The organism is Rhizobium sp. AQ_MP (genome assembly GCF_014237835.1).
Taxonomy (GTDB): Bacteria; Pseudomonadota; Alphaproteobacteria; order Rhizobiales; family Rhizobiaceae; genus Allorhizobium.
Genome location: NZ_JACJVI010000015.1, coordinates 1 through 22319 on the forward strand (window position 1 = coordinate 1; position 22319 = coordinate 22319).

The 22319-nt window shown below is 58.5% G+C and carries 20 protein-coding genes and 3 pseudogenes; 15 read left to right on the forward strand and 8 right to left on the reverse strand.

The window, feature by feature from the left end; translation table 11 throughout:
- Positions 1 to 158: 158 nt before the first annotated feature.
- Positions 159 to 1169: an IS30 family transposase gene (locus tag H6M51_RS18800; protein ID WP_185811361.1), complete on the forward strand. Its 1011-nt coding sequence runs from the start codon at positions 159 to 161 to the stop codon at positions 1167 to 1169.
- Between the two features lie 129 nt (positions 1170 to 1298).
- Positions 1299 to 1845: pseudogene (locus H6M51_RS18805) on the forward strand (transposase); the annotation flags it as partial.
- Positions 1846 to 1959: 114 nt separating this feature from the next.
- On the opposite strand, the gene H6M51_RS18810 reads toward H6M51_RS18805, so the two are convergent.
- Positions 1960 to 2148 (reverse strand): hypothetical protein, encoded by a 189-nt coding sequence (locus tag H6M51_RS18810; RefSeq protein ID WP_185811362.1) that lies wholly within the window; start codon positions 2146 to 2148, stop codon positions 1960 to 1962.
- A 449-nt stretch (positions 2149 to 2597) separates the two neighbouring features.
- Between H6M51_RS18810 and H6M51_RS18815 the strand changes: the two genes are divergently transcribed.
- On the forward strand, positions 2598 to 2906 hold the full coding sequence (locus tag H6M51_RS18815) for a DUF736 domain-containing protein (RefSeq protein ID WP_006724080.1): 309 nt from the start codon (positions 2598 to 2600) through the stop codon (positions 2904 to 2906).
- A 397-nt stretch (positions 2907 to 3303) separates the two neighbouring features.
- On the opposite strand, the gene H6M51_RS18820 is transcribed toward H6M51_RS18815, so the two are convergent.
- The 4 genes from H6M51_RS18820 to traC all read right to left on the reverse strand — a co-directional run bounded on the left by H6M51_RS18820 (position 3304) and on the right by traC (position 6259).
- Positions 3304 to 3582, reverse strand: a complete 279-nt coding sequence (locus H6M51_RS18820; RefSeq protein WP_407073601.1) for a WGR domain-containing protein — start codon at positions 3580 to 3582, stop codon at positions 3304 to 3306.
- 269 nt (positions 3583 to 3851) lie between these two features.
- On the reverse strand, positions 3852 to 5756 hold the full coding sequence (gene traG, locus H6M51_RS18825) for a Ti-type conjugative transfer system protein TraG (RefSeq protein ID WP_185811364.1): 1905 nt from the start codon (positions 5754 to 5756) through the stop codon (positions 3852 to 3854).
- Positions 5743 to 5958, reverse strand: a complete 216-nt coding sequence (gene traD / locus H6M51_RS18830; RefSeq protein ID WP_185811365.1) for a type IV conjugative transfer system coupling protein TraD — start codon at positions 5956 to 5958, stop codon at positions 5743 to 5745. Before traD ends, traG begins: the two co-directional genes overlap by 14 nt.
- Before the next feature lie 4 nt (positions 5959 to 5962).
- Positions 5963 to 6259, reverse strand: coding sequence for a conjugal transfer protein TraC (gene traC / locus H6M51_RS18835; protein ID WP_185811366.1), 297 nt, complete (start codon positions 6257 to 6259; stop codon positions 5963 to 5965).
- A gap of 245 nt (positions 6260 to 6504) precedes the next feature.
- On the opposite strand from traC, the gene traA reads away from it, so the two are divergent.
- The 3 genes from traA to H6M51_RS18850 all read left to right on the forward strand — a co-directional run bounded on the left by traA (position 6505) and on the right by H6M51_RS18850 (position 11538).
- Complete coding sequence (gene traA, locus H6M51_RS18840) at positions 6505 to 9813, forward strand: Ti-type conjugative transfer relaxase TraA (protein ID WP_185811367.1); 3309 nt, start codon at positions 6505 to 6507, stop codon at positions 9811 to 9813.
- Between the two features lie 92 nt (positions 9814 to 9905).
- On the forward strand, positions 9906 to 10376 hold the full coding sequence (gene traF, locus H6M51_RS18845) for a conjugative transfer signal peptidase TraF (protein WP_348644532.1): 471 nt from the start codon (positions 9906 to 9908) through the stop codon (positions 10374 to 10376).
- Positions 10366 to 11538, forward strand: coding sequence for a conjugal transfer protein TraB (locus tag H6M51_RS18850; RefSeq protein ID WP_185811369.1), 1173 nt, complete (start codon positions 10366 to 10368; stop codon positions 11536 to 11538). Before traF ends, H6M51_RS18850 begins: the two co-directional genes overlap by 11 nt.
- 54 nt (positions 11539 to 11592) lie before the next feature.
- Here the strand turns inward: H6M51_RS18850 and H6M51_RS18855 are convergent, their stop codons facing one another.
- On the reverse strand, positions 11593 to 12297 hold the full coding sequence (locus H6M51_RS18855) for a LuxR family transcriptional regulator (protein ID WP_185811370.1): 705 nt from the start codon (positions 12295 to 12297) through the stop codon (positions 11593 to 11595).
- Positions 12298 to 12723: 426 nt separating this feature from the next.
- Here H6M51_RS18855 and H6M51_RS18860 point away from each other — a divergent pair, with 426 nt between their 5' ends.
- The 9 genes from H6M51_RS18860 (at position 12724) to H6M51_RS18900 (ending at position 20886) form a co-directional block, all read left to right on the forward strand.
- Positions 12724 to 13770: an ABC transporter substrate-binding protein gene (locus H6M51_RS18860; RefSeq protein WP_185811371.1), complete on the forward strand. Its 1047-nt coding sequence runs from the start codon at positions 12724 to 12726 to the stop codon at positions 13768 to 13770.
- A gap of 4 nt (positions 13771 to 13774) precedes the next feature.
- Positions 13775 to 14677: an ABC transporter permease gene (locus H6M51_RS18865; protein WP_185811372.1), complete on the forward strand. Its 903-nt coding sequence runs from the start codon at positions 13775 to 13777 to the stop codon at positions 14675 to 14677.
- On the forward strand, positions 14674 to 15477 hold the full coding sequence (locus tag H6M51_RS18870; RefSeq protein ID WP_185811373.1) for an ABC transporter permease: 804 nt from the start codon (positions 14674 to 14676) through the stop codon (positions 15475 to 15477). Before H6M51_RS18865 ends, H6M51_RS18870 begins: the two co-directional genes overlap by 4 nt.
- Positions 15474 to 16559, forward strand: coding sequence for an ABC transporter ATP-binding protein (locus H6M51_RS18875; protein WP_185811374.1), 1086 nt, complete (start codon positions 15474 to 15476; stop codon positions 16557 to 16559). Before H6M51_RS18870 ends, H6M51_RS18875 begins: the two co-directional genes overlap by 4 nt.
- Before the next feature lie 140 nt (positions 16560 to 16699).
- On the forward strand, positions 16700 to 17566 hold the full coding sequence (locus H6M51_RS18880) for a TauD/TfdA family dioxygenase (RefSeq protein WP_185811375.1): 867 nt from the start codon (positions 16700 to 16702) through the stop codon (positions 17564 to 17566).
- Positions 17567 to 17622: 56 nt separating this feature from the next.
- Positions 17623 to 18276: an RraA family protein gene (locus H6M51_RS18885; RefSeq protein WP_185811376.1), complete on the forward strand. Its 654-nt coding sequence runs from the start codon at positions 17623 to 17625 to the stop codon at positions 18274 to 18276.
- The gene (locus H6M51_RS18890) at positions 18273 to 19133 is read left to right on the forward strand and encodes a carbon-nitrogen hydrolase family protein (protein WP_185811377.1); all 861 of its coding nucleotides are present in this window, start codon (positions 18273 to 18275) and stop codon (positions 19131 to 19133) included. The genes H6M51_RS18885 and H6M51_RS18890 overlap by 4 nt, the downstream gene beginning before the upstream one ends.
- Before the next feature lie 229 nt (positions 19134 to 19362).
- Entirely contained in the window at positions 19363 to 19719 is a 357-nt protein-coding gene (locus tag H6M51_RS18895; protein WP_185811378.1) for a VanZ family protein, read from the forward strand.
- Between the two features lie 270 nt (positions 19720 to 19989).
- A complete protein-coding gene (locus tag H6M51_RS18900; RefSeq protein ID WP_185811379.1) occupies positions 19990 to 20886 on the forward strand; it encodes a DMT family transporter in 897 nt (298 codons plus the stop codon).
- 154 nt (positions 20887 to 21040) lie between these two features.
- Here H6M51_RS18900 and H6M51_RS18905 read toward each other — a convergent pair.
- Positions 21041 to 21232 (reverse strand): annotated as a pseudogene (locus H6M51_RS18905) (integrase core domain-containing protein); the annotation flags it as partial.
- Positions 21227 to 22253 (reverse strand): annotated as a pseudogene (locus tag H6M51_RS25070) (GSU2403 family nucleotidyltransferase fold protein); the annotation flags it as partial. The pseudogenes H6M51_RS25070 and H6M51_RS18905, both read right to left, overlap by 6 nt.
- Between the last annotated feature and the right edge of the window lie 66 nt (positions 22254 to 22319).

Here is a 22319-nt window from a genome sequence, read left to right on the forward strand (position 1 = left end):
AGATCGGGGCTGATCGGCAGTGTTAGTGTCGCGTTTCTAAGTGGCTAGTGAGCACGCGTCTCTAACCAGCTTTGACATCGGATGTAGGGGGGTGGGTTCAAGGATGAAGTGCGACTTGCGAATGATACCAATAGGTTGTCACTCGCAAGGAGAATGCAATGGAGCGCACCTACTCCCACATTGACCTCGATGAACGTCGCAAGATTGCTCGCTGGAAAACGGCTGGCCTAAGTGTCGAGGTGATCGCCGAGAAGCTTGGTCGACATCGCTCGACGATCTTTCGAGAGATCAAGCGCAACATGTTCGTCGACGATGTCGTCCCTGATCTCAGTGGCTACTACTGCGTGACGGCCCATGACATGGCTTGCGAACGACGCGCCAAGCTCCGGAAGTTGGTGCGATTCTCCAATGTCAGGCAGTCCGTTATCGACCGGATCAAACATGGTTGGTCACCGCAGCAGATTGCTGGTCGAATGCGTCTGGAACGGCACCCAATCTCGGTCAGTCACGAAACGATCTACAAGTTCGCCTACTCGGCCGACGGACACGCAATCAAGCTTTGGCGTCACCTGCCAGAGCATCGCGCTCGACGGCGCCCGCGAAATGCAAGACGCAAGCATGGTCAGAGGTTTAGCCCTGAGCTGAACATCCTGCGCCGCCCGGATGTTGTCGCTGATCGCAAGCAGTTTGGGCATTGGGAATGCGATCTGATCCAGTTTCGCAAGAAATTCGGCAAGGCTAATGTAACGTCGCTTGTGGAGCGGGTCAGCCGCTTTGCTATCTTCCTGCGCAATAACGATCGGCAGTCCCGGCCGGCTATGGAGGGGCTCGTGCAAGCGTTACAGGCGTTGCCACACGTCGCCCGACGCTCGATCACGTTCGACCGTGGCACGGAGTTCACCGACTGGCCTTATCTGCAAGCCAGCATCGGCACGCAGACATGGTTCTGCGACCCCCAATCGCCCTGGCAGAAAGGCACGGTCGAGAACACCAATAGGCGAGCGCGAAAGTGGCTTTCGAGAGAGGTAGACCCACTGTCCGTAACAGATGCCGACCTAATGGAGATCTGCAATCAGCTGAATGAGACACCGCGCAAATGCCTGGGCTACCAAACGCCGGCAGAGGTCTTTCGAAAAAAATTGCTCGCGCAGATGAGGCGTGCCGGGTAGCTTCGCCCTGCCCGCAAGTCGCGGTTCAGCGTGAATTCACAGGGCTATTTAGTAATGCGACATGCCAGTAATTTCAATGGCTTCACTTTGGAGATTTTGGCGTGTCCGGATGCTACACGCAAATCACCCTCGCCGATCTATCGCGAGATCAGCCGCATTACGTTCCATGATCGTGAACTGCCAGACTATGATGGCGACTACAGCACGCTTGCCAATGATCTGGCTCGGGAACGACGATGCAGACTGAGGAAGCTCAGACCTCATCCCGATTTGCGCGAGGAAATCATTAGTCAATTAAAGGCTCGCTGGTCATCGGAGCAGATTGCCGAACGCCTGGTTTCGGACGGTGTATCCCTGGTTCGTGTCTGCAAGGAAACGATCTATCGCTTCATTTACAACAAGGAGGACTACGGCCTAGGTCTCTATCAGGGCTTTGGAAGATGGGATGGGCGCATCCAGCTGGTTCTGCGATCCCAGTGCACCCTGGCAAAAAGGCACGGTCGAGAACACCAACAAGCGTCTTCGTCGCTATCTACCCGGCAATACCGATCTGATGTCGGTGTCACAACGCGACCTGACCACGCTTGCAAGGCATCTCAACAATCAGCCGCGCAAATGCCTTGTATACAAGACGCCGGCCGAGATGTTCATGGCCAATTTGCACGGAAGCGCGTGATCCCCTACCCTTCGGGCACGCATGATGTATGTGGGTTAGCTCCTCCAAACCGTGCCTGGTTGCGGCTTATCATGCGGCGGCAATCTCGCAAATTCGATGGCTGCGCCCTTGCAGTCAGGCGTGATCGTCATCACCGTTGGCTGCCTCTTGACCGACATTCCGCTGGTCCCTTTCCTGCAGAACCCGAAGACCAATTGCTATGTCAGTATTGAGTCTGCCCCAGATCGACGGCTTTTGTGAATCGGGTTTTGGCTTTCTGGTCGGTTTGCGCTCAACGATGAACGGTTTGCTTTGCTGGCGCATCTGTCCTCCATGCTGCGATTCGCAACAACAACGATACCGCACAGCACGAGCGGGGCAAGCAGGCCCCGCTTGCCTGATCTCGTGACCCCCAGCTGATGACACAGTTCTGGCGTTTCAGATGGGCTGGTTTGTCGAGGCTTTCATTTGCAAGGCCAGCGCGTTGTTCATCCTTGTCATAGTCGTTACGCAGTCTCAGGCGCCCATTCGCGGGCTCGATGAGGCATGTCTGACCGGAGAGCGGCTGCGCCTTGATCGTCTCCCCGCAACGGCCGGGTCCAGATTTCTTACCCCGTCAGGCTTCGCCCGCCTCCTCACCCACCAACAAATCTGCACCTTGCCGCCCTCCACTTCATTGCGGCCCTATAGGGTGCGGTCCGATCATCACCAGTCTTCGTGACAGCCATCGAGGCCGCGATGGGCGCGGCCCGAACACGAAAAGGAATAGGACAATGGCAATCATCGGCAACTTCACTGCAAACGAAACCGGCTTCACTGGCTCCATCCGCACTCTTGCCCTCAACGTCAAGGCACGCATTGCCCGCGTCGAGAACCCCTCCGACAAGGGCCCGCAGTTCCGCGTCTACGCCGGCAGCGTGGAATTCGGTGCAGCCTGGCAGAAGACGTCCGAACAAGGCCGCGACTACCTCTCGGTCAAGCTCGACGATCCGAGCTTTCCGGCCCCGATCTACGCAACGCTTGCTGAGGTCGAGGGCGAAGATGGTCTTCGGTTGATCTGGTCCAGGCAGAACCGGGATTGATCCACGGCATGAGGCTCCGCCCATCGGCGGGGCCTCATTGCAAATCATGCGACCGGAGTGGAGTGCGACGCCCGTAAACTCTTCTTGGCTCGGCCATACACCACCGAACTCGGGAGGGGCTGCGCCGAATGACCCGCCCCGTTCGAGAGGATTGGTTCAGGCGCTGGCAGTGCGGCGGCGACCAAGAAGTTGGAAGAGGTGGCTCAGCGTTCCGGATTCGAGCTCGGCGACCGGGCATCTTCCCGATCAGCTGGCCGATTGGCCAGAAGTTCAGAAGAGAGACGGTCACTCTTAGCGCGCGGGAAGATCTGCACTGAGAATGAGCTGGTCGCCAATGTCGCGGTCGACTGGCAAACACCACACTCACCCCGATGCAGACAGCTCTTCGCTGATCGATTTAGACGAGTTCTCGTCGAGCGATGTCATTGTCACGTGCAACGGTGGAATAGCCGCGGCCCTTCTTGCGACGCAGGAGATCGAGAAAGAGGTTCACCGCCTCTCGTTCTGTTGCGAAGTGATGGCTTATTGTTTGGCCGTTCGTTCCGATACGTCCCCAACGTCGCGTCAGGCACGCTTCGCCAAACAGATTTGGCTCGATGGACATGGCATAGAAGCGAGCCATGTTTTTCGTGCGGTCGATCCTCTCGACATAGAGGTGATAGGCTTGGATGATCATGCTGCCATGATCGCGATTGGCGCATTTCCCGTCCAACGAGAGTTTTGAATCGATCGACCGCCACTGATTCATTTTTGTGATGTCAGATGGGCTTCGGGCAGTTCTACCTCGGCATCAAAAACGCGGGGCTGAATAGGCAAGAGGCGGCTCATCCGGACTGTCGTCGATCCCGGTCACGATCCTATTGCACTGAGAAGAACAGCCGTGGGGGCGATGTGATGCAGCTGGATGGAGAAAAACGTCGGTCGCTGCGTCGGAAGGCCATAGGGCTACATCCCTGCCCTGCCTACATAAGCACTCATGTCGGGCCGCCGAAACCAGATGGCGCGGCCGCATCTCAGCGGAGGATTGCCGGCTGTGAAGACAATCTGCTCGTCCGCGCGCATCAGCAGCACTTCCTGGGGCTGTATCAACGGTCTGGGCGCCAGCTGCCTCGATCGTGTCCGCGATGATCCCCGCAGGTGGATGCTGCGACTGACCTGATCGACCTCGACAGTGGTCATGCCGCAGCGGCGAGATATGTATTCGGCGGTAGCGGGATCGTTGATGGCGGCAAAGCTGACCCAGCTGGCGCTCTCGAACCATTTGCTGGACGCGTCGCGTCCCCCATAGGTTTCGCGCAGCTGGCCGATCGACTGATAGATCATCGTCAGCGTAATGCCGTATTTTCGTCCGGCGTCTCGCGCGGTCTCAAGGATGCGCATATAGCCAAGCCTTGCAATCTCATCGAGCAGGAAGAGGGCCCTTCCCTCTATTGCGCCATCGCGATTGTAGATTGCGTTCAAAAACGAGCCGATCACCACACGCGCCAAACCAGCATGGGTCTCCAGCGTCTTCAGGTCTATGTTGATGAAAACATCCGTGTTGCCCGATGCGACGTCGCCGGTGCGAAACGTCGAGCCGGAGACCAGTGCTGCATAGTTTGTATAGGAGAGCCAATGGGTTTCCTTGATGGCATTGGCATAGACGCCGGAAAAGGTTTCCGGCGTCATGTTGACGAAGGCGGCGACGTTCTCTCTCACGAAGTCAGACCCGGAATTGTCGAAAATCTCCTGCAGGCGCTTGCGCAATTGCGGTTCGGGTTCAGCCAGATTGCTGCGTACCTGGCGGAGCGTCTGCTGTTCTTGCGGCGTGTGGCCCGACAGGCAGACATCGGCAATCATGGCGGTGAGAAGCTGCAGGCCGGACGAGCGGAAAAAGTCATCGCGGACGCCGCTTTCGCGACCGCTATCGCTCATGATCCAGGACGCGACCGATGCAATGTCTTCCTCCTTTGTACCACCGTATTGGCCAACCCAGTCGAGTGCATTGAATCCAGTTGCGGGACTGCGCGGATCCAGAATTCTGACCCGTCGGCCCGCCTGCTCACGATGTTTCGATACAAGGGGCGCGACTTCACGGGATGGGTCGAGCACGATGAGCGGACCGCCCCACGTAAGGGCTGTCGGGATGGTTACGGATGACGTCTTGAACCCGCCTGATCCGGCAAAGATGATGCCGTGGGAAGAGCCAAACGATCCGTCGAAGCACAGGAGCGGAGACATGCCGCCGGCGCCCCATGTCTCCTTGTCGTCGGCACGAAACGAGATGGCGGCCACGCTGTCACGATCAACGCGATACCGCTCACCAATCACGATGCCGCCGGTGTCGGGCAAGAGCTTGCCCGCTTTGGAAAGCTTCATCCAGTCAGCCTCGCCGTGAAGGGCACGCTTTCCGGAGACGCGCCTGGGCGAAGCATGCTTGAAGGCGGCGTTGCCGCGCAGCGCCACCCGCATGGCAAAGCACCCGGATATGAGTGCTGCAGTCGCGCCGACCATGGTCGCCGGATCAAGATACAATAACGCGGATTGTCCCGCTGGCAGCTGTGAAGAGAGCATTGAAAGACGTCCGCCTTCTCTCAGGCTTGCCATCAAGAGCATCACGGCGTTTCCGATTGTCGCACCAGTTCCCCAGGCGCGAATGTTCGAGGCACCTGCCGCTGCAAACAGCAATGCAAGGCCGAGCGACGCCGCGGTAAGGTAAGGGGCCGCGATCCCAATGCGCTCCAGGATGCGCTGAGCCTTTTCCGTTGTCCCGAGCCCGGCAATCCAGGTCTCGATACCGGTCATCGAAAAGAACACAGCACACATGAGCGCCGCGGGCATAATGACAAGAGCAATCCTATTGGCCTTCATGTCCGAATGCCTTTACGCCAATCGCGGTCAATCTTGCGCGCTCGCGCTCGTCGGACTTCAATCGCTCGGTAAGGTCGATGAGCGCGCCGAGTAGAAGCGCACGTTTTTCGAACCGCAGGCCGGCTTTGACGATCAGGCCGCCGAGCTCGATCTTGTCGCGCGTATCTTTCTTCCGGGCCTCAGACGTTTCTCCTCTTTTCATTCGCTCAAGCCTCGTCAAGGCGGCCTGAAGCCGGGCCAGTCGCGATCGCCTCGGGCTGCCCGCTGCCCGCTCCGCTCTCGTCGGTGCCTTTCCGTCCGGTGGCGCTCGGCTTGCCCGCGTGAAACCGTTTCGCCAGATCTTCAAATGCCGCCTGAAGCGCGGTTTCGTCGGTCTCAATGTCGCCGAGGCCTGCCCGAACTGCAATGCGGCCGATGCGTTCGGCTTCGCGGGTCTCTGCTGTCTTCAGCTGTTCCTGGAGCTTCGCGATCTCCTGGCGGATTTTCGAGGATGGCTTCTTCATCTCGTCGTTTCCCTTTCTCGGACACTGATGTTGCGAGACAGAGATTCTCAGAGCGTCGTGCCGAACGCACTACTGTGAATCCTCCAATCGCCAGAGGTGGGGTTTTTGTGAATGATCCCGGCCGTTCGAAGGACGGCTTCAAGGGCGCAATTATACGTCGCTGTCGCGACGCACTGCTCTTGGCTTGCGGCGCGGCCGCCCGTCTCTCGCGAACAGTTTTTCCGGTCGCTGGAGCGCATTAAGCAATGGTCGTCCCGCATCTCTCCGTCACCATCGTTGCCCGGGGCTCCGGCCGCAGTGCCGTTCTGTCAGCCGCGTATCGACACTGCGCCAAGATGGACTATGAGCGCGAAGCCCGGACGATCGATTACACCCGCAAGCAGGGTTTGTTGCATGAGGAATTCAATTTGCCGGTCGAAGCGCCGGAATGGCTTCGTCGCATGGTCGCCGATCGATCAGTCGCACAGGTGTCGGAAGCCTTCTGGAACCGCGTGGAAGACTTCGAGAAGCGATCGGATGCGCAGCTCGCCAAGGATGTAACAATCGCTCTTCCGATCGAGCTATCGGCGGCGCAGAACATTGAGCTCGTCCGTGATTTTGTAGCCAAGCACATCACTGCCCGGGGCATGGTGGCTGACTGGGTCTTTCATGATGTGCGTGAAAATCCCCACATCCATTTGATGACCACGCTGAGGCCTTTGACCGAGGCGGGATTCGGGTCGAAGAAGGTGCCGGTCACGGGACCTGACGGCAAGGTTCAGCGCAACGATCGCGGCAAGATCATCTATGCGCTTTGGGCCGGGGGTATCGAAGATTTCAACGCATTCCGAGACGGCTGGTTCGCATGCCAGAACCGGCATCTGGCACTTGCCGGGCTCGACATCAGGGTCGATGGTCGCGCCTTCGAAAAGCAGGGGATCGAGCTTGCGCCGACGATTCATCTCGGCGTTGGCGCGAAGGCAATCGAGCGCAAAGCGGGAATAGATGGAGAGGCAGCCGCATTGGAACGCCTGCAGTGGCAGGAAGAGCGTCGTATTGAAAACGCGCGGCGGATCGAGCGCAATCCGGCCCTCGTGCTTGATCTGGTCACCCGAGAAAAGAGTGTCTTTGCCGAAGGCGATATTGCCAGGATCCTCAATCGCTATATCGACGATGCCAACCTCTTCCAGAACCTGATGGTGCGCATCCTCGAACACCCGGAAACCTTGCGGCTGGACCGGGAGCGGATCGACTTTGCAACGGGTGTACGATCGCCGACGAAATACACGACACGGGCGTTGATCCGTCTGGAAGCGGAGATGGCCAACAAGGCGATCTGGCTTTCTCAGCAGTCATCGCATGGCATGCGCAGGCCCTTGCTCGAGGCGACATTTGCGCGACACGAACAGCTCTCGGATGAGCAGAAAGCTGCCATCGAAGATGTTGCTGGAGCCAAGCGCATTGCTGCCGTGATCGGTCGTGCAGGGGCTGGTAAGACAACGATGATGAAGGCCGCGCGTGAGGTGTGGGAAGCCGCCGGGTATCGGGTTGTCGGTGCGGCCCTCGCCGGCAAGGCGGCGGAGGGTTTGGAGACGGAAGCGGGCATTTCCTCCCGCACTCTGTCCTCTTGGGAGCTTCAATGGAGCAAAGGCCGCGGTCAGCTCGACGGCAAGACAATCCTTGTCTTGGACGAGGCTGGTATGGTGTCGTCGCGCCAGATGGCACGGTTTGTGGACGTCGTCGTGAGGTCAGGTGCCAAGCTCGTGCTCGTCGGCGATCCTGAACAGCTTCAGCCCATCGAGGCGGGCGCCGCCTTTCGTTCTATTGCCGATCGAATTGGGTATACAGAACTCGAAACCATCTATCGCCAGCGTCAGCCATGGATGCGCGAGGCTTCACTCGATCTCGCGCGCGGCAATGTTGGCAAGGCCATCGAAGCCTATGAGGCTCGCGGGAAGATGATCGGGGCTGAGTTGAAGGCTGATGCGATCACCAATCTCATTTCCGACTGGGACCGTGACTACGATCAAGCCAAGTCGACCTTGATCCTGGCGCATCTTCGTCGCGATGTCCGGATGCTGAACGAACTGGCGCGTGCCAGGCTGATTGCGCGCGGCGTCATCGAGGCTGGTTTTCAATTTAAGACGGCCGATGGTGTCAGACGCTTTGCAGCCGGTGAGCAGATCGTCCTTCTCAAAAATGAGGGGTCGCTTGGCGTCAAGAATGGCATGCTGGCAAAAGTCGTGGAAGCGGGGCCCGGCCGGCTTGTGGCGGAGATCGGCGAAGGTGAGCACCGCGCCCAAGTCTTGGTCGAACAGCGCTTCTATAACAATGTCGACCACGGCTATGCGACGACCATTCACAAGGCCCAGGGCGCGACAGTCGACCGGGTCAAGGTGCTGGCATCTCTCTCGCTTGATCGCCACCTGACCTATGTCGCCATGACACGTCACCGCGAGGATCTTGAGGTCTATTATGGCCGTCGATCCTTCGTAAAGGCGGGCGGATTGGTCGAAACCCTTTCGCGCAAGAATTCGAAGGAAACGACGCTCGATTATGCCGGCGGCAGCATCTATCGTCAGGCGCTGCTTTTCGCTGAAATTCGTGGGCATCAAATCGCCAAGGTCGCCAGGACCATCGCGCGTGATCGTCTTGCATGGACAGTACGTCAGAAAGACAGGCTCGTCGCGCTCACCGGCCGGCTTGCGGTCATCGCAACGCGGCTTGGTTACTCGCCTCCGATCAGCAAGACGGCTCACCCTGCAGCTAAGAAGGTGAGGCCGATGGTGGCCGGGATCTCCATTTTTCCAAAGTCGATCGATGAGGCTGTCGAGGAAAAGCTTGGCGCTGATCCGGCTCTCAAGAGGCAATGGGAAGAGGTCTCGATCCGCTTCACCTATGTCTATGCGCAACCCGAAGCGGCATTCAATGCGGTGAATGTCGATGCGATGCTAAACGACCGGGCAATGGCGGCAAAGACGATTTCAAGGCTCGCTGCTGAACCTGAGGCGTTTGGTGCGCTCAAGGGCAAGACCGGTGTCTTCGCCAGCCGGGCCAATAAATCGGACCGGGCTCGAGCGCTCCAGAATGTGACGCCGCTGGCCGAAGGCCTGAAGCACTATCTGCGTCAGCGTGGCGCCGCCGAAAGGAGACAGCAGGCCGAGGAACTGGCAGTTCGCAGACAGGTCGCAACGGAAATACCTGCCCTATCGGCCCAAGCGGCAAGTGTGCTGGAGCGCATCCGTAACGCCATCGACCAAAACGATCTGCCGGCGGCTCTCAAGCATGCGTCGGGCGATGGAAACGTAAAAGCCGAACTCGAGGCATTTGTAGAGGCAGTCTCCAAGCGCTTCGGGGAGCGAACATTCCTGTCGATTTCCGCAAAAGACGCCAGCGGTGCGGTGTATCGGCGCATAACGTCGGACATGAACGCAGTGCAAAGGAGCGAGGTCGCGCAAGCCTGGGACAGCATGCGGACGGCTCAGCAGCTGTGGACCCATCAGAGAACGGTGACGGCGCTGAACAAGGCCGAGGCCATGCGTCGGACGAAATCGCAAGGGCTCGGGCTCAAATGACGGAGGCGAGGAAGAAGGCGACACCGGTTTGGTGCGACCGCCGCCGCGCGTTGGTCTTACTGTGCGCCGTTGTGGCGACGATGTTTGTTGGGATGATTGGTCTTGGCACCGCAGGGTTCAGGATCAATCTCACCCCGAGTGAAGCCCTTGGCGTCTGGCGCATCCTGCCGCTCGATCGCAAGGTCGAGATCAATGACCTTGTCTTCGTGTGTGCACCAGATACCGACGCCATGCGCGCGGCGCGTGCGCGTGGCTATCTTCGCCGGGGTCTGTGTGCCGGCGGCTTTGCGCCGCTGATCAAGACGGTCGTTGCGAGATCGGGTCAACACATCGAGATCGAGGATCAGGTTCGCATTGACGGCCAGGTCCTCCTGCACTCAGGGCTTCACCCAAGAGACGCTCGAGGCCGGCAACTGATGCCGTTTGCTGGCGGTACAATCCCGCCTGGATCCGTCTATCTGCACTCGGATTTCCCGGCATCCTTCGACTCCCGGTATTTCGGGCCCGTTCCGGCCAACAATATTCTCGGCCTGGCGAAAAAGGTGTGGACCTATGCACCATGATCATCTGCGTGGATCTTCGCTTTTGCTGGGCTCGGTTGCGGCAGGGTGGCTCGGCTGGAGCGGCGACCTCCTGTCACTTCCGCTCGCAGCTGGTTTCCCGCTGCTCTGGTCGCATGCGAAAACGAGGGCGCAAGCGTTGACCGTTTCTGCCGCCTATTTCATGAGCGCGTCGCGGGGTCTGCCTGAGGGCGTTGCCAATTATTATGCATCAGACATCTGGCCTGGTCTGCTCCTCTGGCTGATTGCTTCTACTGGCTTCGTGCTGGTGCACACGGCGCTCTGGACCGATCGTCCTGGTTGGCGAAAACCACTTCGCTTCCTGATTGCCTGTGTGATTATGGCCGTTCCTCCCCTGGGAATACTGGGTTGGGCTCATCCGATCACGGCAGCGGGTGTTCTGTTTCCAGCTTGGGGTTGGTGGGGATTGCTGGCAATGATGCTCATTCTCTTGCTCATGACCATGCGGAATTGGCTTATAGCGGTGATAGTCTCTGCAGGATTTTGGCTCTCATCATCTGCTATCGCGACCGAGAGTGCGCAGCCAGCTTTGTGGCACGGAATTGATCTGGAAATGGGTGTCTCGCTTGGTCGGGATCAAAGTCTGGAGCGACAAGGCGTCTTGATGGCAATCATTCACCGCTCTGTCTCGCAGCATGCCTCGCGAACCGTTGTCGTCCTCCCGGAAAGTGCGCTTGGCTTCTGGACGCCGGCCATTGCTCGTCTGTGGCAAAGAGAGCTGTCAGGGACGGCGATCACAGTGATCGCTGGCACGGTGGTCGTTGACGCAGACGGCTACGACAATGTGCTGGTTTCGTTGAATGCGTCCGGTAGTGCCATTGTGTATCGTCAACGGATGCCGGTCCCTGGCTCGATGTGGCAGCCGTGGCTTAAGGTCCTTGGCGATCGAGGCGGCGCTCGGGCGCATTCCTTTGCCAACCCGATCGTTCATGTCGACCATACAAGGATCGCCCCCTTGATGTGCTATGAACAACTCATCGTCTGGCCTGTCATTCATTCCATGCTGCATGATCCAGATTTGATTGTTGCGCCTGCCAATGTCTGGTGGACCCGTGGCACCTCGATCATGAATATTCAACGTACGAGTGCCACGGCATGGGCGCGCCTCTTTGGCAAACCCCTCATCACGGCCTTCAACCAGTAGCCAAGACGAACTTCCGATATCAGTCGCGAACTCGGCGAGATTTCACCTAGATCGTCAGATGAGCTTCATGTCTTTTGCGTTTGCCACCAGTTGCGCGACCGTGGCTGCCCCGAGTTTAGAGCGTGCGGTGTCCAGATAGGACTGAACGGTCCGGTGCGACAGCTGTGTGAGTGTCCCCGTTTCGATGGCGGTTTTCCCCTTGGCTGCCCAGATCAGGCAGAGGCGTTCACGTGAAGACAACGGCCTGGCAGGAACTTGGGGCACGGTTTGTCGGAGCTCCTTCAGGCGGTGATGAAGCTCCATCAGAAGGGGGACACCATCGCTCAATTCCAGGGTCCCAGGTCTCCAGTAATCGCCATGAGAACTTGCAAAGCTCAAGATTAGCTGCCGGTCAAAACTCGTCCTGGCTGAGATCGCCAGACCGTGGGTGATGCCGTGCTCAATGGCATCGCTCGCGAAATGGCGCAACTTGGCGTCCCTCGAATGAAGCCAGCCGGTGGCCGACCATATGAAGGTGCCACTGCTGCGTTTCGCCTGACGGACGACAGGGTCGAGGCAAGCAAGATTGTTTTTGAGATAAAGGTCCTGCCAGTCTGTCGGAAAGGTGCCAAAATAGTCTCGGCTGCCCCCTTCAAGACCAAGATAGGCGTGATAGTCGAAACCATTACAGTTCGCAAAAGACGTCAGAGCTTGCGAGAGGGCGCTGTCACAGACTGCTGCGTCCAGGCAGTCAAGAAGCATCCGAAACTGCATGACCATGTTGGACCCTTTCCTATGCAGCCTCACCGAGCCAGTCGGCTCAGCGATGTTTGTTGGCCGGCAGATTCTTCCACGAATTCGACCGTGATGCGATGTGGGCTTGGGGTACAAATCTGCATTATTGGGTAGCAACCGTCACCAGCGTGTCGCCAGGCTTCAACGCTTGGAGTTGGAACCGCCTGTGTCATCATTTTCGCTCGCCGCTTCGTCTGAGCGTGTTTTGTCGTCCTGCGCCATGAGCAAAATTTAGCCTAGGACCGCGATATGGTCGGCTTCCCGATTGCTGTCGTGGGACAGGGCATGGCAGTTGTTAACGTGATCATTTGTTCTTCCCTGACGATGAATCTGCCGCCTTCGATATTAGACCCCCTGTGCTCGCCGCTGCATCTTTTGGTTGGGAACAACCAGAAGAGAGCGAGAACTGCCATGGACATGCGACGTGTGATCGTCGGTCTTTTTCCGTTGATTGGTTTTGTGGGTGATGCGGGTTCGGTGGCTGCGGATCAGCTCGTGCTGAACAGCTATGGCGGCCCCTATGAGGAGATCATCCGTTCGCGGATTATCGAGCCGTTTGAAGCCGAGACGGGTATTCGTGTTGTGTATGACGCTGTCGGCTCATCGTCGCAGGATTATGCAAAAATCAAGGCAACGGGTGGCAAGCCAGGCTTCGATGTCGTCGTGATGACGGCCGCCCAGGCTTTGCAGGGATGCAAGGACGGTCTGTTGGAAGAACTACCGAGTGACGTGATCAAAGAACTGGCTCATCTGTCTTCACGTATTGCGGACGCTGCCGGGCCTTGTGGCGCTGTGCATGAAGTCCAGTACATGTCGCTGCTCTATCGGACCGATCACATCGAGGGCGTACCGTCGTCATGGAGCCTGCTCCTCGATCCTGCGCTGTCGCGTCGGGTGATCCTGCCGACCTTTCAGAACGTCATGGCCGTCAATCTCCTTCAGGTGATGTCCGTCATGAATGGCGGCGGACTGGTCGACAATCTCGATCCAGGTTTTGCCGCCATGGCTGCTATTGCGCGCCAGTCGATCGGCTTCGAGCAGTCCTCGGCACTGCTTGAAAGCTACATCAAGGACGGCTCGGTCTGGGCCATGCCATTCTGGAACGGACGGGCGCAGCTGCTGGTGGATTCCGGTGCACCCGTCGATTATGTCCGGCCGTCGGAAGGCACGATCCCGTTGATTGCGACGCTCAGCGTGCCCGTCGGTGCTGAAAACAAGGAAGCGGCCTATCGATTCATCGACTTCTTCCTTCGAAAATCCAGCCAGGAGGCCTGGGTCGCAGGTTATCGTGTCGGCAGCGCTCGCACGGATATCGATGTCCCTGACGAGCTTCGTGATCGCCAGATCACTGAGGCAGAGCTCGATCAACTGCATCTGCCCGACCTTTCCGTGATGGCCGAGCGCATGCCCGAATGGTCTCAGCGCTGGGACCGCGACGTCGTTCCGGCGGCGAGGTAATCCCATGGCCAATACTGTTTCTCTTGTCCTGCCGGCGAGGCATTCGCCGGCAGTCGGGCCAGCGCATATCTATCTTGCGCTCTCCCCTTCTGTTTTCATGCTGCTGATCTTCTTTGCGCTTCCCATGGGCATGATGATCGGGCTCAGTTTTACCGATCCAGTATCCGGTCTGCCGTCACTGGCGAGCTATCAGCGCTTCCTGACCGATGGGCTTTCGCTTCCTGGCATTCTTCGGACTGTGAGCATGTCGCTGTGTGTTGCGGTCTGCGTCACGGTGCTTGGCTATCCCGTTGCCTATTATCTGGCGCGGGCCAGGGGGCGGACGCGTGCGCTGGTCTTCGCCTTGGCGCTGGCACCCGAGCTTGCGGGTGTCGTTCTTCGCACCTATGGCTGGCTGATCATTCTGGAAGATCGCGGCTTCCTCAATGATGCGCTTTTGCATCTTGGGCTGATTGCCTCTCCCCTGCCCTTGTCGAAGAACATGTTCGCGGTCGTCGTCGGCCTCACCCATGTGGTGCTGCCCTTCGGCATCCTGTCCCTGATGACCAGCATTCAGGGGATCGATCCCAATCTGGAACGGGCAGCGCAAGTGCTGGGTGCTTCGCGTGCAAGCGTCATGCGCCATGTCGTGCTGCCGCTTTCCTTACCCGGCATCATCAGTTCACTTTTAATCGCCTTCACCATGACAGCCAGTGCCTATGCCACCCCTGCCCTGCTGGGCGGTGCAGGCTTCAAGGTCATCGCCACGATGATCGCCGAGCAGGTGCTGTTTTATGTCAACTGGCCGTTTGCGGCCGTCATGGCCAACGTACTTTTCTTGATGATGCTCGGGGTGTCCTATCTCGGGATCCGCTTTGAGGCACGCCGACGCTTGAGGCTGAGTGGCCGGGGAGGAGTGACGTCATGAACCGGATTTCCAGTTTCCTGTTTTGGGTTGCGCTTGTGGCAGTGCTTGTCTTCATCACCTTGCCGATCATCGTTGTTCTTGCTGCCTCGTTCAGCCCGACCTCCGAGGTGACACTCGATCCGCGCGACTGGACGCTTCGCTGGTATGCGGATCTCGTCCATCCACGCTGGCTTGAACCTTTCTGGCTGAGCGTCAAGATTGCCGTGATCGTCAGTGCGATCAGCGGATTGGCGGGACTTATGGCTGCCTACGCCATCGTTTTCGAGCGCTTCCCGAAGAGCGATGTCGTCATGTCCTTCCTCTTGTCACCGCTCTCTGTACCGCAGATCGTCAAGGGTGTGGCGGTTGTCCTGTTCATCTCGCAACTTGGGTTGCAGCAGTTTCTCGGGACGGAAGCCCTCATTGCAGCTCATGTGGTCCTGACATTGCCCTTCGTCACCCGCATGGTGGCCGGATCGATCGCCAATTTCGACCGAGGGCTCGATCAGGCGGCCCAGATACTGGGTGCCGGTCGCTTTGATCGGTTGCGTTACATCCTGCTGCCTCTGATCAAGCCGGGGCTTTTGTCGGGCGTCACCTTCGCCTTCATCATTTCCTTCAACAACATTCCACTGTCCGTCTTCCTGGTCCGGCCGGGAGACACCACGCTGCCGATCAAGGTGATCAATCACCTGGAATACAGCCTCGATCCGGTCATGGCGGCCGTTAATGTCGCCTCGATGATCTTCATCCTGGCGGCCATCTTCATTTTTGAGAAAATCGGCGGCTTTTCCGCCCAACTGCATGGGGGAAGCAAATGACTGCTCTCGACATCGAACTGCAATCCATCACGAAATCCTATGGCACCGTACCTGTTGTCCGGGATCTCAGCCTTTCTGTCCCGCGTGGTGAATTCGTCAGCATCCTGGGCCCGTCCGGCTGCGGCAAGACCACGACCCTCAACATGATCGCCGGCTTTGCGACGCCGTCTTCCGGGGACATCAGGATTCGCGGCAAGAGCCAGGTGCGCGTCTCGCCCGAGCACCGCAATATTGGCCTCGTCTTCCAGAATTATGCGCTTTTCCCGCATATGACCGTGGCCGAGAATGTTGGTTTCGGTCTCAAGATGCGCAAAGTGCCAAAGGTAGAGGTGGCGGGCCGCATCGCCGAGGCTTTGGAGAGCGTGCATCTCTCCGGTTATGCCGAGCGCTATCCCCGCGAGCTTTCCGGTGGCCAGCAGCAGCGCGTAGCTCTTGCGCGCGCGATTGCACCACGTCCCTCTGTCCTTCTTCTCGATGAGCCTTTGTCCAATCTCGACCTGAAGCTTCGCGAAGCCATGCGCATCGAATTGAAGGAGATCCAGGCCGCACTTGGCATGACCTTCGTCTACGTCACCCATGACCAGGAAGAGGCCATGGCCATGTCTGACCGAATTGTCGTGATGTGGGGCGGAGAAATCGCGCAAGAAGGGCGGCCAGGCGAGATCTACCGCAATCCGAAGTCGCGTTTCGTCGCGGATTTCATCGGGCGATCGAACCTGATCCCCTTTTCCTCTTGGAAGGCGTCTCTGCACGGAACCGAGGTCATGCTCGATTACAGTGGGCTGACGTTGATTTCGGCGAAGAAGAAGGTGACACCTGAGACCGGCTTTATCTGTATTCGTCCTGAAAATCTCCATCTGGTGACAGAGGCCGGCGCGCTCGCCGGGTGCGTAAATCGGCTTTCGGGGCGCTTGAGACGAATTGTCGATCTCGGCGCCCAGCTGGAGCTTACGGTCGAACTGGCGCCCGGACTTTCGGTCGCGCTTGTTCTGACCTCCTCTCAGACCGACGATCTGCCCGAGCTTGGCGCTGTGCTGCACATGGTGGTGGCGCCTGAGGATGTGCAGCTGCTTTCCCACTGAAATTGCAAATGATCGGCCGCGCCAATCAATCGTGGCCGATCACTATTGGAGCGCCGGGCAAGCACCGGCCTAGGGTTTGACAACGGCTGATTGCCGTATCGGTTGAGGGCCTCCTCACCGCATCTCAAGGAGACAGGACCATGATGCTCAAGGAAAAAATCCACGCGACGCAAAACTCCACCAATGTCTGCGCCGAGGTAGAGGGATTCGATTTTCAGAATTATGATGACCGGGATATCGCGGAGCTGCGCAGGCTCTGGCTCGAATATGGTGTGCTGCGGTTCAAGCGTACTCAAATCAGCGACGCCGATCAGGTGCGGTTTTCCCGTCATTTCGGGGACTTCGTCATCCATCCCAAGCAGCTGCAGGAGGGAGGACACCCGACCCACCCGGAGATCCTCGTCATCTCGAACCAGATGAAGGACGGCAAGCCGAGCGGTGCACTCGGCAATAGCGAGGCCACCTGGCATACCGACACCTGGTTCTACGAGCGCCCGCCGGCCGGCGCCATCCTGCGGGCCATCCAGGTCCCGCCTTCAGGTGGAGACACTTACTTCCTCTCCACCTATCTCGCCTATGAGAGCCTGCCAGAGGCGCTGAAGAAGGCCATCACGGGCCGGCAGATCTTCTTCCAGAACGTCTATGACAAGACCGGCAAGCTTCGCCTCAACAAGCAGGAGCCGACCAGCAGGGATTTTCGGGAATGGGATGGGGTGGTGCATCCGCTGGTCCGCACCCATGGCGAGACCGGACGCAAGGCGCTTTATCTCGGGGGCACGATCGAGGGCGCCTGGATCGTCGGCATGCCGCAGGACGAGAGCTTCAGCCTGCTCGAGGAGCTTTGGGCGCACACCACCGGCCAGGGCGACATCTTCATCCAGTCTTGGGAGGAGGGCGACATCATGATGTGGGACAATCGCTGCACCATGCATCGGCGTGATGGCTTCGACCCCAATACGATCCGGATCATGCATCGCACGACGACCTCGGGCGAACGCCCGGTCTGAGTGGGTCGGAGCGGCGAGATCTGAATAGGCGGGAAATGCGAGGGCAGGAGATGACGATGCTGACAGACTATCAGGTGGAACCCAACCAGCCTCCTTTGTCGAAGGCGCTCATTGACCTGCTCTCGCAGACCGAGACGGCCACTATCGGACATGTCGAACATTTGGGCTTCGTCGGTGAGGGCATAGTGCCGGTCATGCCTGCGCGCGTGTCAGGCCAGGCGCTCACCGTTGCCGCACCCGGTCGAGACGGCGCTGTAATCTACAAAGCCATCGACCTTGTACAGCCCGGCGACATCTTGGTCATTTCACGGGTCGACCGGGATGATATCGCCTGTGTTGGTGGTGGCGTTGCCCTTGCTGCGAAAGCGCGCGGGGCTGCAGCCATCATCATCGACGGGCCGGCAACCGATCTCGAGGAGATCGTATCGGTGGGCCTGCCTGTCTGGTGCCGTGGTCGCTCATCGCGAACCACCAATCGCAAGATTGCCGTCGGCGGCTCGATCAACGTGCCAATAGCCTGCGGGGCCGCCGCCGTGCTCCCAGGCTATGCCGTGCTCGCCGATCACGAAGGGGTATTCGTCGCCGAGCGGCAACGCATGGAAGTACTCGCCCGCTTCGCGATCGAGCGCCAGAAGCGTTCACTCCGATTGCGGGCTCACCTGGCTGACGGCCTTTCCATCTTTGCTTTTGAAAGTGATCCAGTTTCATGAACATCGCACTCATCCAGATGAACTCGCAGCCGGATCGTTCGGCCAATCTCGCCCAGGCTCTGCGTTTGATGCGCGACGCCTGTGCTGGGGCAAAGCCCGATCTCCTGGTCTTGCCGGAGCATTTCGACTGGACCGGTGGGACACCGGAGGAGAAGCGGCAGGCGGCTGATCTGGTGCCCGGTGGTGAGGCCTATGAAATGGTTCGGACCTTTGCCCGCGAGGCCGGTGTCGCCATTCATGCCGGCAGCCTGTTGGAGCACCGTCCCGATGCGAGTACGATTTTCAACACTTCTGTGGTCTTTGATGCCTCAGGGACGGAGATTGGCCGCTATCGCAAGATCCATCTCTTCGACATCACGGCACCAGATGGCAAAGTCTATGCTGAGTCAGCCGTGGTCGCAGCGGGAGATGGGCTGCTTGTCTATGAGATAGGTGGGTTCAGGGTCGGTTGCGCGATCTGTTATGATCTGCGCTTTTCTCGGCTGTTTGATCATCTGGCAGGGTTGGATGTCGATCTGATCATCCTCCCAGCCGCCTTCACGCAGCAGACCGGTAGAGATCACTGGGAGGTCTTGTGCCGAGCCAGGGCGATCGAATTTCAGTGTTACTTCGTGGCTTGTGGCCAGTGTGGCAGTTACCGTGCTCCCAATGGTGAGGAGCGGGTGATGTTCGGGCATTCCATGGTGGTCGACCCCTGGGGACGTGTGATTGCAACGGCGGATCGGGAGATCGGCGTGATCAATGCTGTACTCGACCGGACAGTGGTCGAGAGGGTGCGTGAGATGATCCCCATGGCCGAGCATCGGCGGGATCTCAGGTCGATGTCGGTTGTGTCTACTTCGATGAATCGATCGTAGGCCGTCGGGTTGAAGCGGACAGGGGCAGATTCAATTTACAAATCAAGCTGGTCGTTGCGCCTCGAGCGGTGCCACGCCGGATGCCCGATATTGCCCGGCATCGGTGGAGGGTGATCGAGCCCGAATGCCGTGCGAGCGTAGGTCAGCCTTATCCATAGCCGTACTGTATGGGGGCTTTCATCGGCGCCTGTTTCCTTGCGGCCGGCACCCTTGTTGCTATCATGGATTGATGACCATTCGCAGATTCGTTCGTTTTGCCGCCTGGACGGGGTTGGCCCTCATCGTCTTCGTCACATTGGTACCGATTGAGGCGAGACCACCCACCATCACCTCGAACCATCTTGATCGTGCACTCGCTTTTCTCGAGATGTCGGCATTGTTTGTCATCGCCTATCCGCGCCGGGTCCTTTCCATAACCGTCGTGCTTTTCTTCGCCGCGTTCGTGATCGAGCTGGTTCAGTTCGCCTCCAAGACGCGACACCCTGAGTTTCAAGATGCCGTGGTCAAGGCGCTCGGTGTGCTTGTCGGGGTCGCTGCCGGCTGGTTCACCAACTACCTGTCGCGCAGGGGTACGAAGTCGCCTTAGTCTGGCAGCGTGAAGCGGGGCGGACAATTGTCACTCTTGAGCCCAGCATGATGTCCGGGGACCAAGCGAACCGGATCAGGTGAGAGATTGGCTCGATTTCGACAAGATCAGTCTACGAACTCGTTTGGTTGGAGCCTTGCTTGTGGATGCGCGTTTTTCGTTGTCGCACTCCCTCGTTACCGCTCCTATCCACCTCCTGCACCCTTTGATGCTGATACCAACGCGCGATTTCAATTTGCGCACAGCAAATATCGACGCCAAGGATAAAGAGTGAGCATAGTTTCTGAGAATCCCCCTTTTGGCATTGCCTTGCGGATCTTGTCCGGTTGTCTCTTCGCCGGCATGTCGATCTGCATAAAGGCGATATCGACCGAGGTACCCGTCGGAGAAATCGTCTTCTTTCGCTCTGCGTTTGCACTGATCCCGCTTGTGATCTTTTTATGGATCCGCGGTGAGTTTCCGCATGGTCTCTCGACCAAGCGACCCTTGGGACATCTTCTTCGCTCAAGCCTGGGTGCCGCCGCGATGTTTGCGTCATTCGCTTCGATTGCGAGACTACCCCTCGCGCAAGCAACGCTGCTCAGCTATCTGTCGCCGACATTCACCAGCATCGCGGGCGTTCTCCTGTTGTCGGAACGGGTGACGGTCTGGCGCGTCGGCGGCGTCGTTCTAGGGCTCGCAGGCGTTCTCATCCTGGTTTGGCCTGAAATGGGAAACTCTAGTTTCAGCGGCGATCGGCTATGGGGCTATGTCTTTGGACTGCTGATGGGTGTGCTTACTGCCTTTGCGCTGATCATGGTGCGCAGCCTCAGCCGGACAGAGAACCCGGGCGCAATCGCCTTCTACTTCGTCATCGCCTCCATGCTTGGCGGTATTGCAACCATTCCTTTTGGCTGGATGGCGCCCGACATGTATCAGCTCATCATGCTTGTTCTTGCGGGGCTGTTCGGAGGATTTGCGCATATCGCCATGACATTGGCGTTCCGGCACGCTGAGGCTTCGTTGCTCGCGCCTTTCGAGTATCTTGCAATCACCTGGCCGATACTCGCTGACATGCTCTTGTTCGATGTGGCTTTGTCCCACGCTTTTCTGAGCGCGCTTCCGCTTGTTCTCGGCGGTGCGGCGATGGCCGCAGTCGACGGCCGGCGGCGACGTGTTCAAACGTAGTGGATACACCCAGCCGAAATGCCTGACGATCGACAAAGTGGACCGGTCCTCAATGCGATCTTCCTCAAAGCCGAAGATGAACACTCTGGGCTTAGAGCTGGCTCGGTTTGTCTGAACAGTTTCGGGCGTTTCGCTAAGTGGATTTCCACCTCGATTATGCCGCCACCATCATTGGTGCCAGCGCGTTGAAGTAGGCCTGATCCGGCGTCTGCCGGTCAAGGGATGAATGTGGGCGTCGGCTGTTGTAGAAGGTCAGATATCGGCCAATGCCAGCGCGGGCCTCAGACACGGTCTTGTAGGCGTGCAGGTAGACCTCCTCATATTTGATCGACCGCCAGAGCCGCTCTGCGTCCTGTGCCGGTAGCATGCCCGCCCCGGTTCGAATGGCATCCTGCCATGCGGAGCCACGCTCCCAAGCTTTATTGTAGACGAGCGCCAGTTCGGCAGATTGCCGGGTCTGCAGCAGGGCGTCGAAGAGAAGACCAGCTTGACGAATGTCCTTGTTGCGTTTCACCAGGCCTTGTCCGTCAGTGTGCCTTCGGCTGGCGACGACGAGCTTATGGACCGCATACCGAGACGGATCAGGGACAACAACCGGGACCCCGCTCCGGTGTAGCAGCATTGTCCTGACCGGATCCCGGATGAGGAAGTCGAGAAAACGCAAGGGATCCGCGCTGGCGCCACCGAGGGCCGGCATCTTTGCCGGCTGGTCGATATTGTCGTCTGAACCGCGGTAGGACGTCAGGAACTCAACCCGGTATCCCCCCCCGGCGTTTTGGAACGCGGTCGAAGCAGCAGATCCTGATCGATGGGAACTGGTCGGAAGCTGGGGTCCACACCCTGTAGCAGCTCGACGATCGGAGGCAGGCTATCTGCTACTTCCTGACTGATGGCGTAGTCTTGAGCAAAATCTGCGTCTCCAGTTAAAATCGCAGCCATGGGAAGACGCATGCCCAGCAGCCCTGAATAGCACTGAAAGGCCACCGTCCCGATAAGCACGCCTCTGAGCCGAAAAAGGCCAACCTCGGCAAGGGCCTCGACTATGTCACCGGACATGGCATCGGGGGCGACCATTCCGCCCTCACGCGTCAAGGTGTTGACCAGGTGCCTACGGGTGCGCAAATCGTCCTTGTCTCGCCTATGATCTGCTACGCGCTGAGATAGAACCGGGTCATCGGCCGGACCGACACATCGGCGTTTCGTGCCACCATGACCGTCTGGAATGTCGCAGTACCAGTATTTTGCCCCTTGATGTTCGCTGGGGTGAAACAACCCGTGGAAGGAAATTCGGCTATCCAAGCGGCGCCAAACGAGCGCTGGTCCAGCTCCGCAAGCATCGTTCGGCACATGAGGTCTATCGACTTCATGGCCTTATGCCACGAGTTAAACTGTTTTTCAAAAACGGTATAACTCGTGCTTGGAAGAGGTCAAGT

Excerpts from the sequence above, each read along its gene's own strand:
- H6M51_RS18820 (WP_407073601.1), bottom strand. The coding sequence starts at position 3,582 with ATGATCATCCAAGCCTATCACCTCTATGTCGAGAGGATCGACCGCACG.
- H6M51_RS18855 (WP_185811370.1), bottom strand. The coding sequence starts at position 12,297 with ATGGTCATGCAGTTTCGGATGCTTCTTGACTGCCTGGACGCAGCAGTC.
- H6M51_RS18810 (WP_185811362.1), bottom strand. The coding sequence starts at position 2,148 with ATGCGCCAGCAAAGCAAACCGTTCATCGTTGAGCGCAAACCGACCAGA.
- H6M51_RS18865 (WP_185811372.1), top strand. The coding sequence starts at position 13,775 with ATGGCCAATACTGTTTCTCTTGTCCTGCCGGCGAGGCATTCGCCGGCA.
- H6M51_RS18890 (WP_185811377.1), top strand. The coding sequence starts at position 18,273 with ATGAACATCGCACTCATCCAGATGAACTCGCAGCCGGATCGTTCGGCC.
- H6M51_RS18800 (WP_185811361.1), top strand. The coding sequence starts at position 159 with ATGGAGCGCACCTACTCCCACATTGACCTCGATGAACGTCGCAAGATT.
- traG (WP_185811364.1), bottom strand. The coding sequence starts at position 5,756 with ATGAAGGCCAATAGGATTGCTCTTGTCATTATGCCCGCGGCGCTCATG.
- traC (WP_185811366.1), bottom strand. The coding sequence starts at position 6,259 with ATGAAGAAGCCATCCTCGAAAATCCGCCAGGAGATCGCGAAGCTCCAG.
- traA (WP_185811367.1), top strand. The coding sequence starts at position 6,505 with ATGGTCGTCCCGCATCTCTCCGTCACCATCGTTGCCCGGGGCTCCGGC.
- H6M51_RS18860 (WP_185811371.1), top strand. The coding sequence starts at position 12,724 with ATGGACATGCGACGTGTGATCGTCGGTCTTTTTCCGTTGATTGGTTTT.
- H6M51_RS18815 (WP_006724080.1), top strand. The coding sequence starts at position 2,598 with ATGGCAATCATCGGCAACTTCACTGCAAACGAAACCGGCTTCACTGGC.
- H6M51_RS18880 (WP_185811375.1), top strand. The coding sequence starts at position 16,700 with ATGATGCTCAAGGAAAAAATCCACGCGACGCAAAACTCCACCAATGTC.
- traD (WP_185811365.1), bottom strand. The coding sequence starts at position 5,958 with ATGAAAAGAGGAGAAACGTCTGAGGCCCGGAAGAAAGATACGCGCGAC.
- traF (WP_348644532.1), top strand. The coding sequence starts at position 9,906 with ATGATTGGTCTTGGCACCGCAGGGTTCAGGATCAATCTCACCCCGAGT.
- H6M51_RS18870 (WP_185811373.1), top strand. The coding sequence starts at position 14,674 with ATGAACCGGATTTCCAGTTTCCTGTTTTGGGTTGCGCTTGTGGCAGTG.
- H6M51_RS18850 (WP_185811369.1), top strand. The coding sequence starts at position 10,366 with ATGCACCATGATCATCTGCGTGGATCTTCGCTTTTGCTGGGCTCGGTT.
- H6M51_RS18895 (WP_185811378.1), top strand. The coding sequence starts at position 19,363 with ATGACCATTCGCAGATTCGTTCGTTTTGCCGCCTGGACGGGGTTGGCC.
- H6M51_RS18875 (WP_185811374.1), top strand. The coding sequence starts at position 15,474 with ATGACTGCTCTCGACATCGAACTGCAATCCATCACGAAATCCTATGGC.
- H6M51_RS18885 (WP_185811376.1), top strand. The coding sequence starts at position 17,623 with ATGCTGACAGACTATCAGGTGGAACCCAACCAGCCTCCTTTGTCGAAG.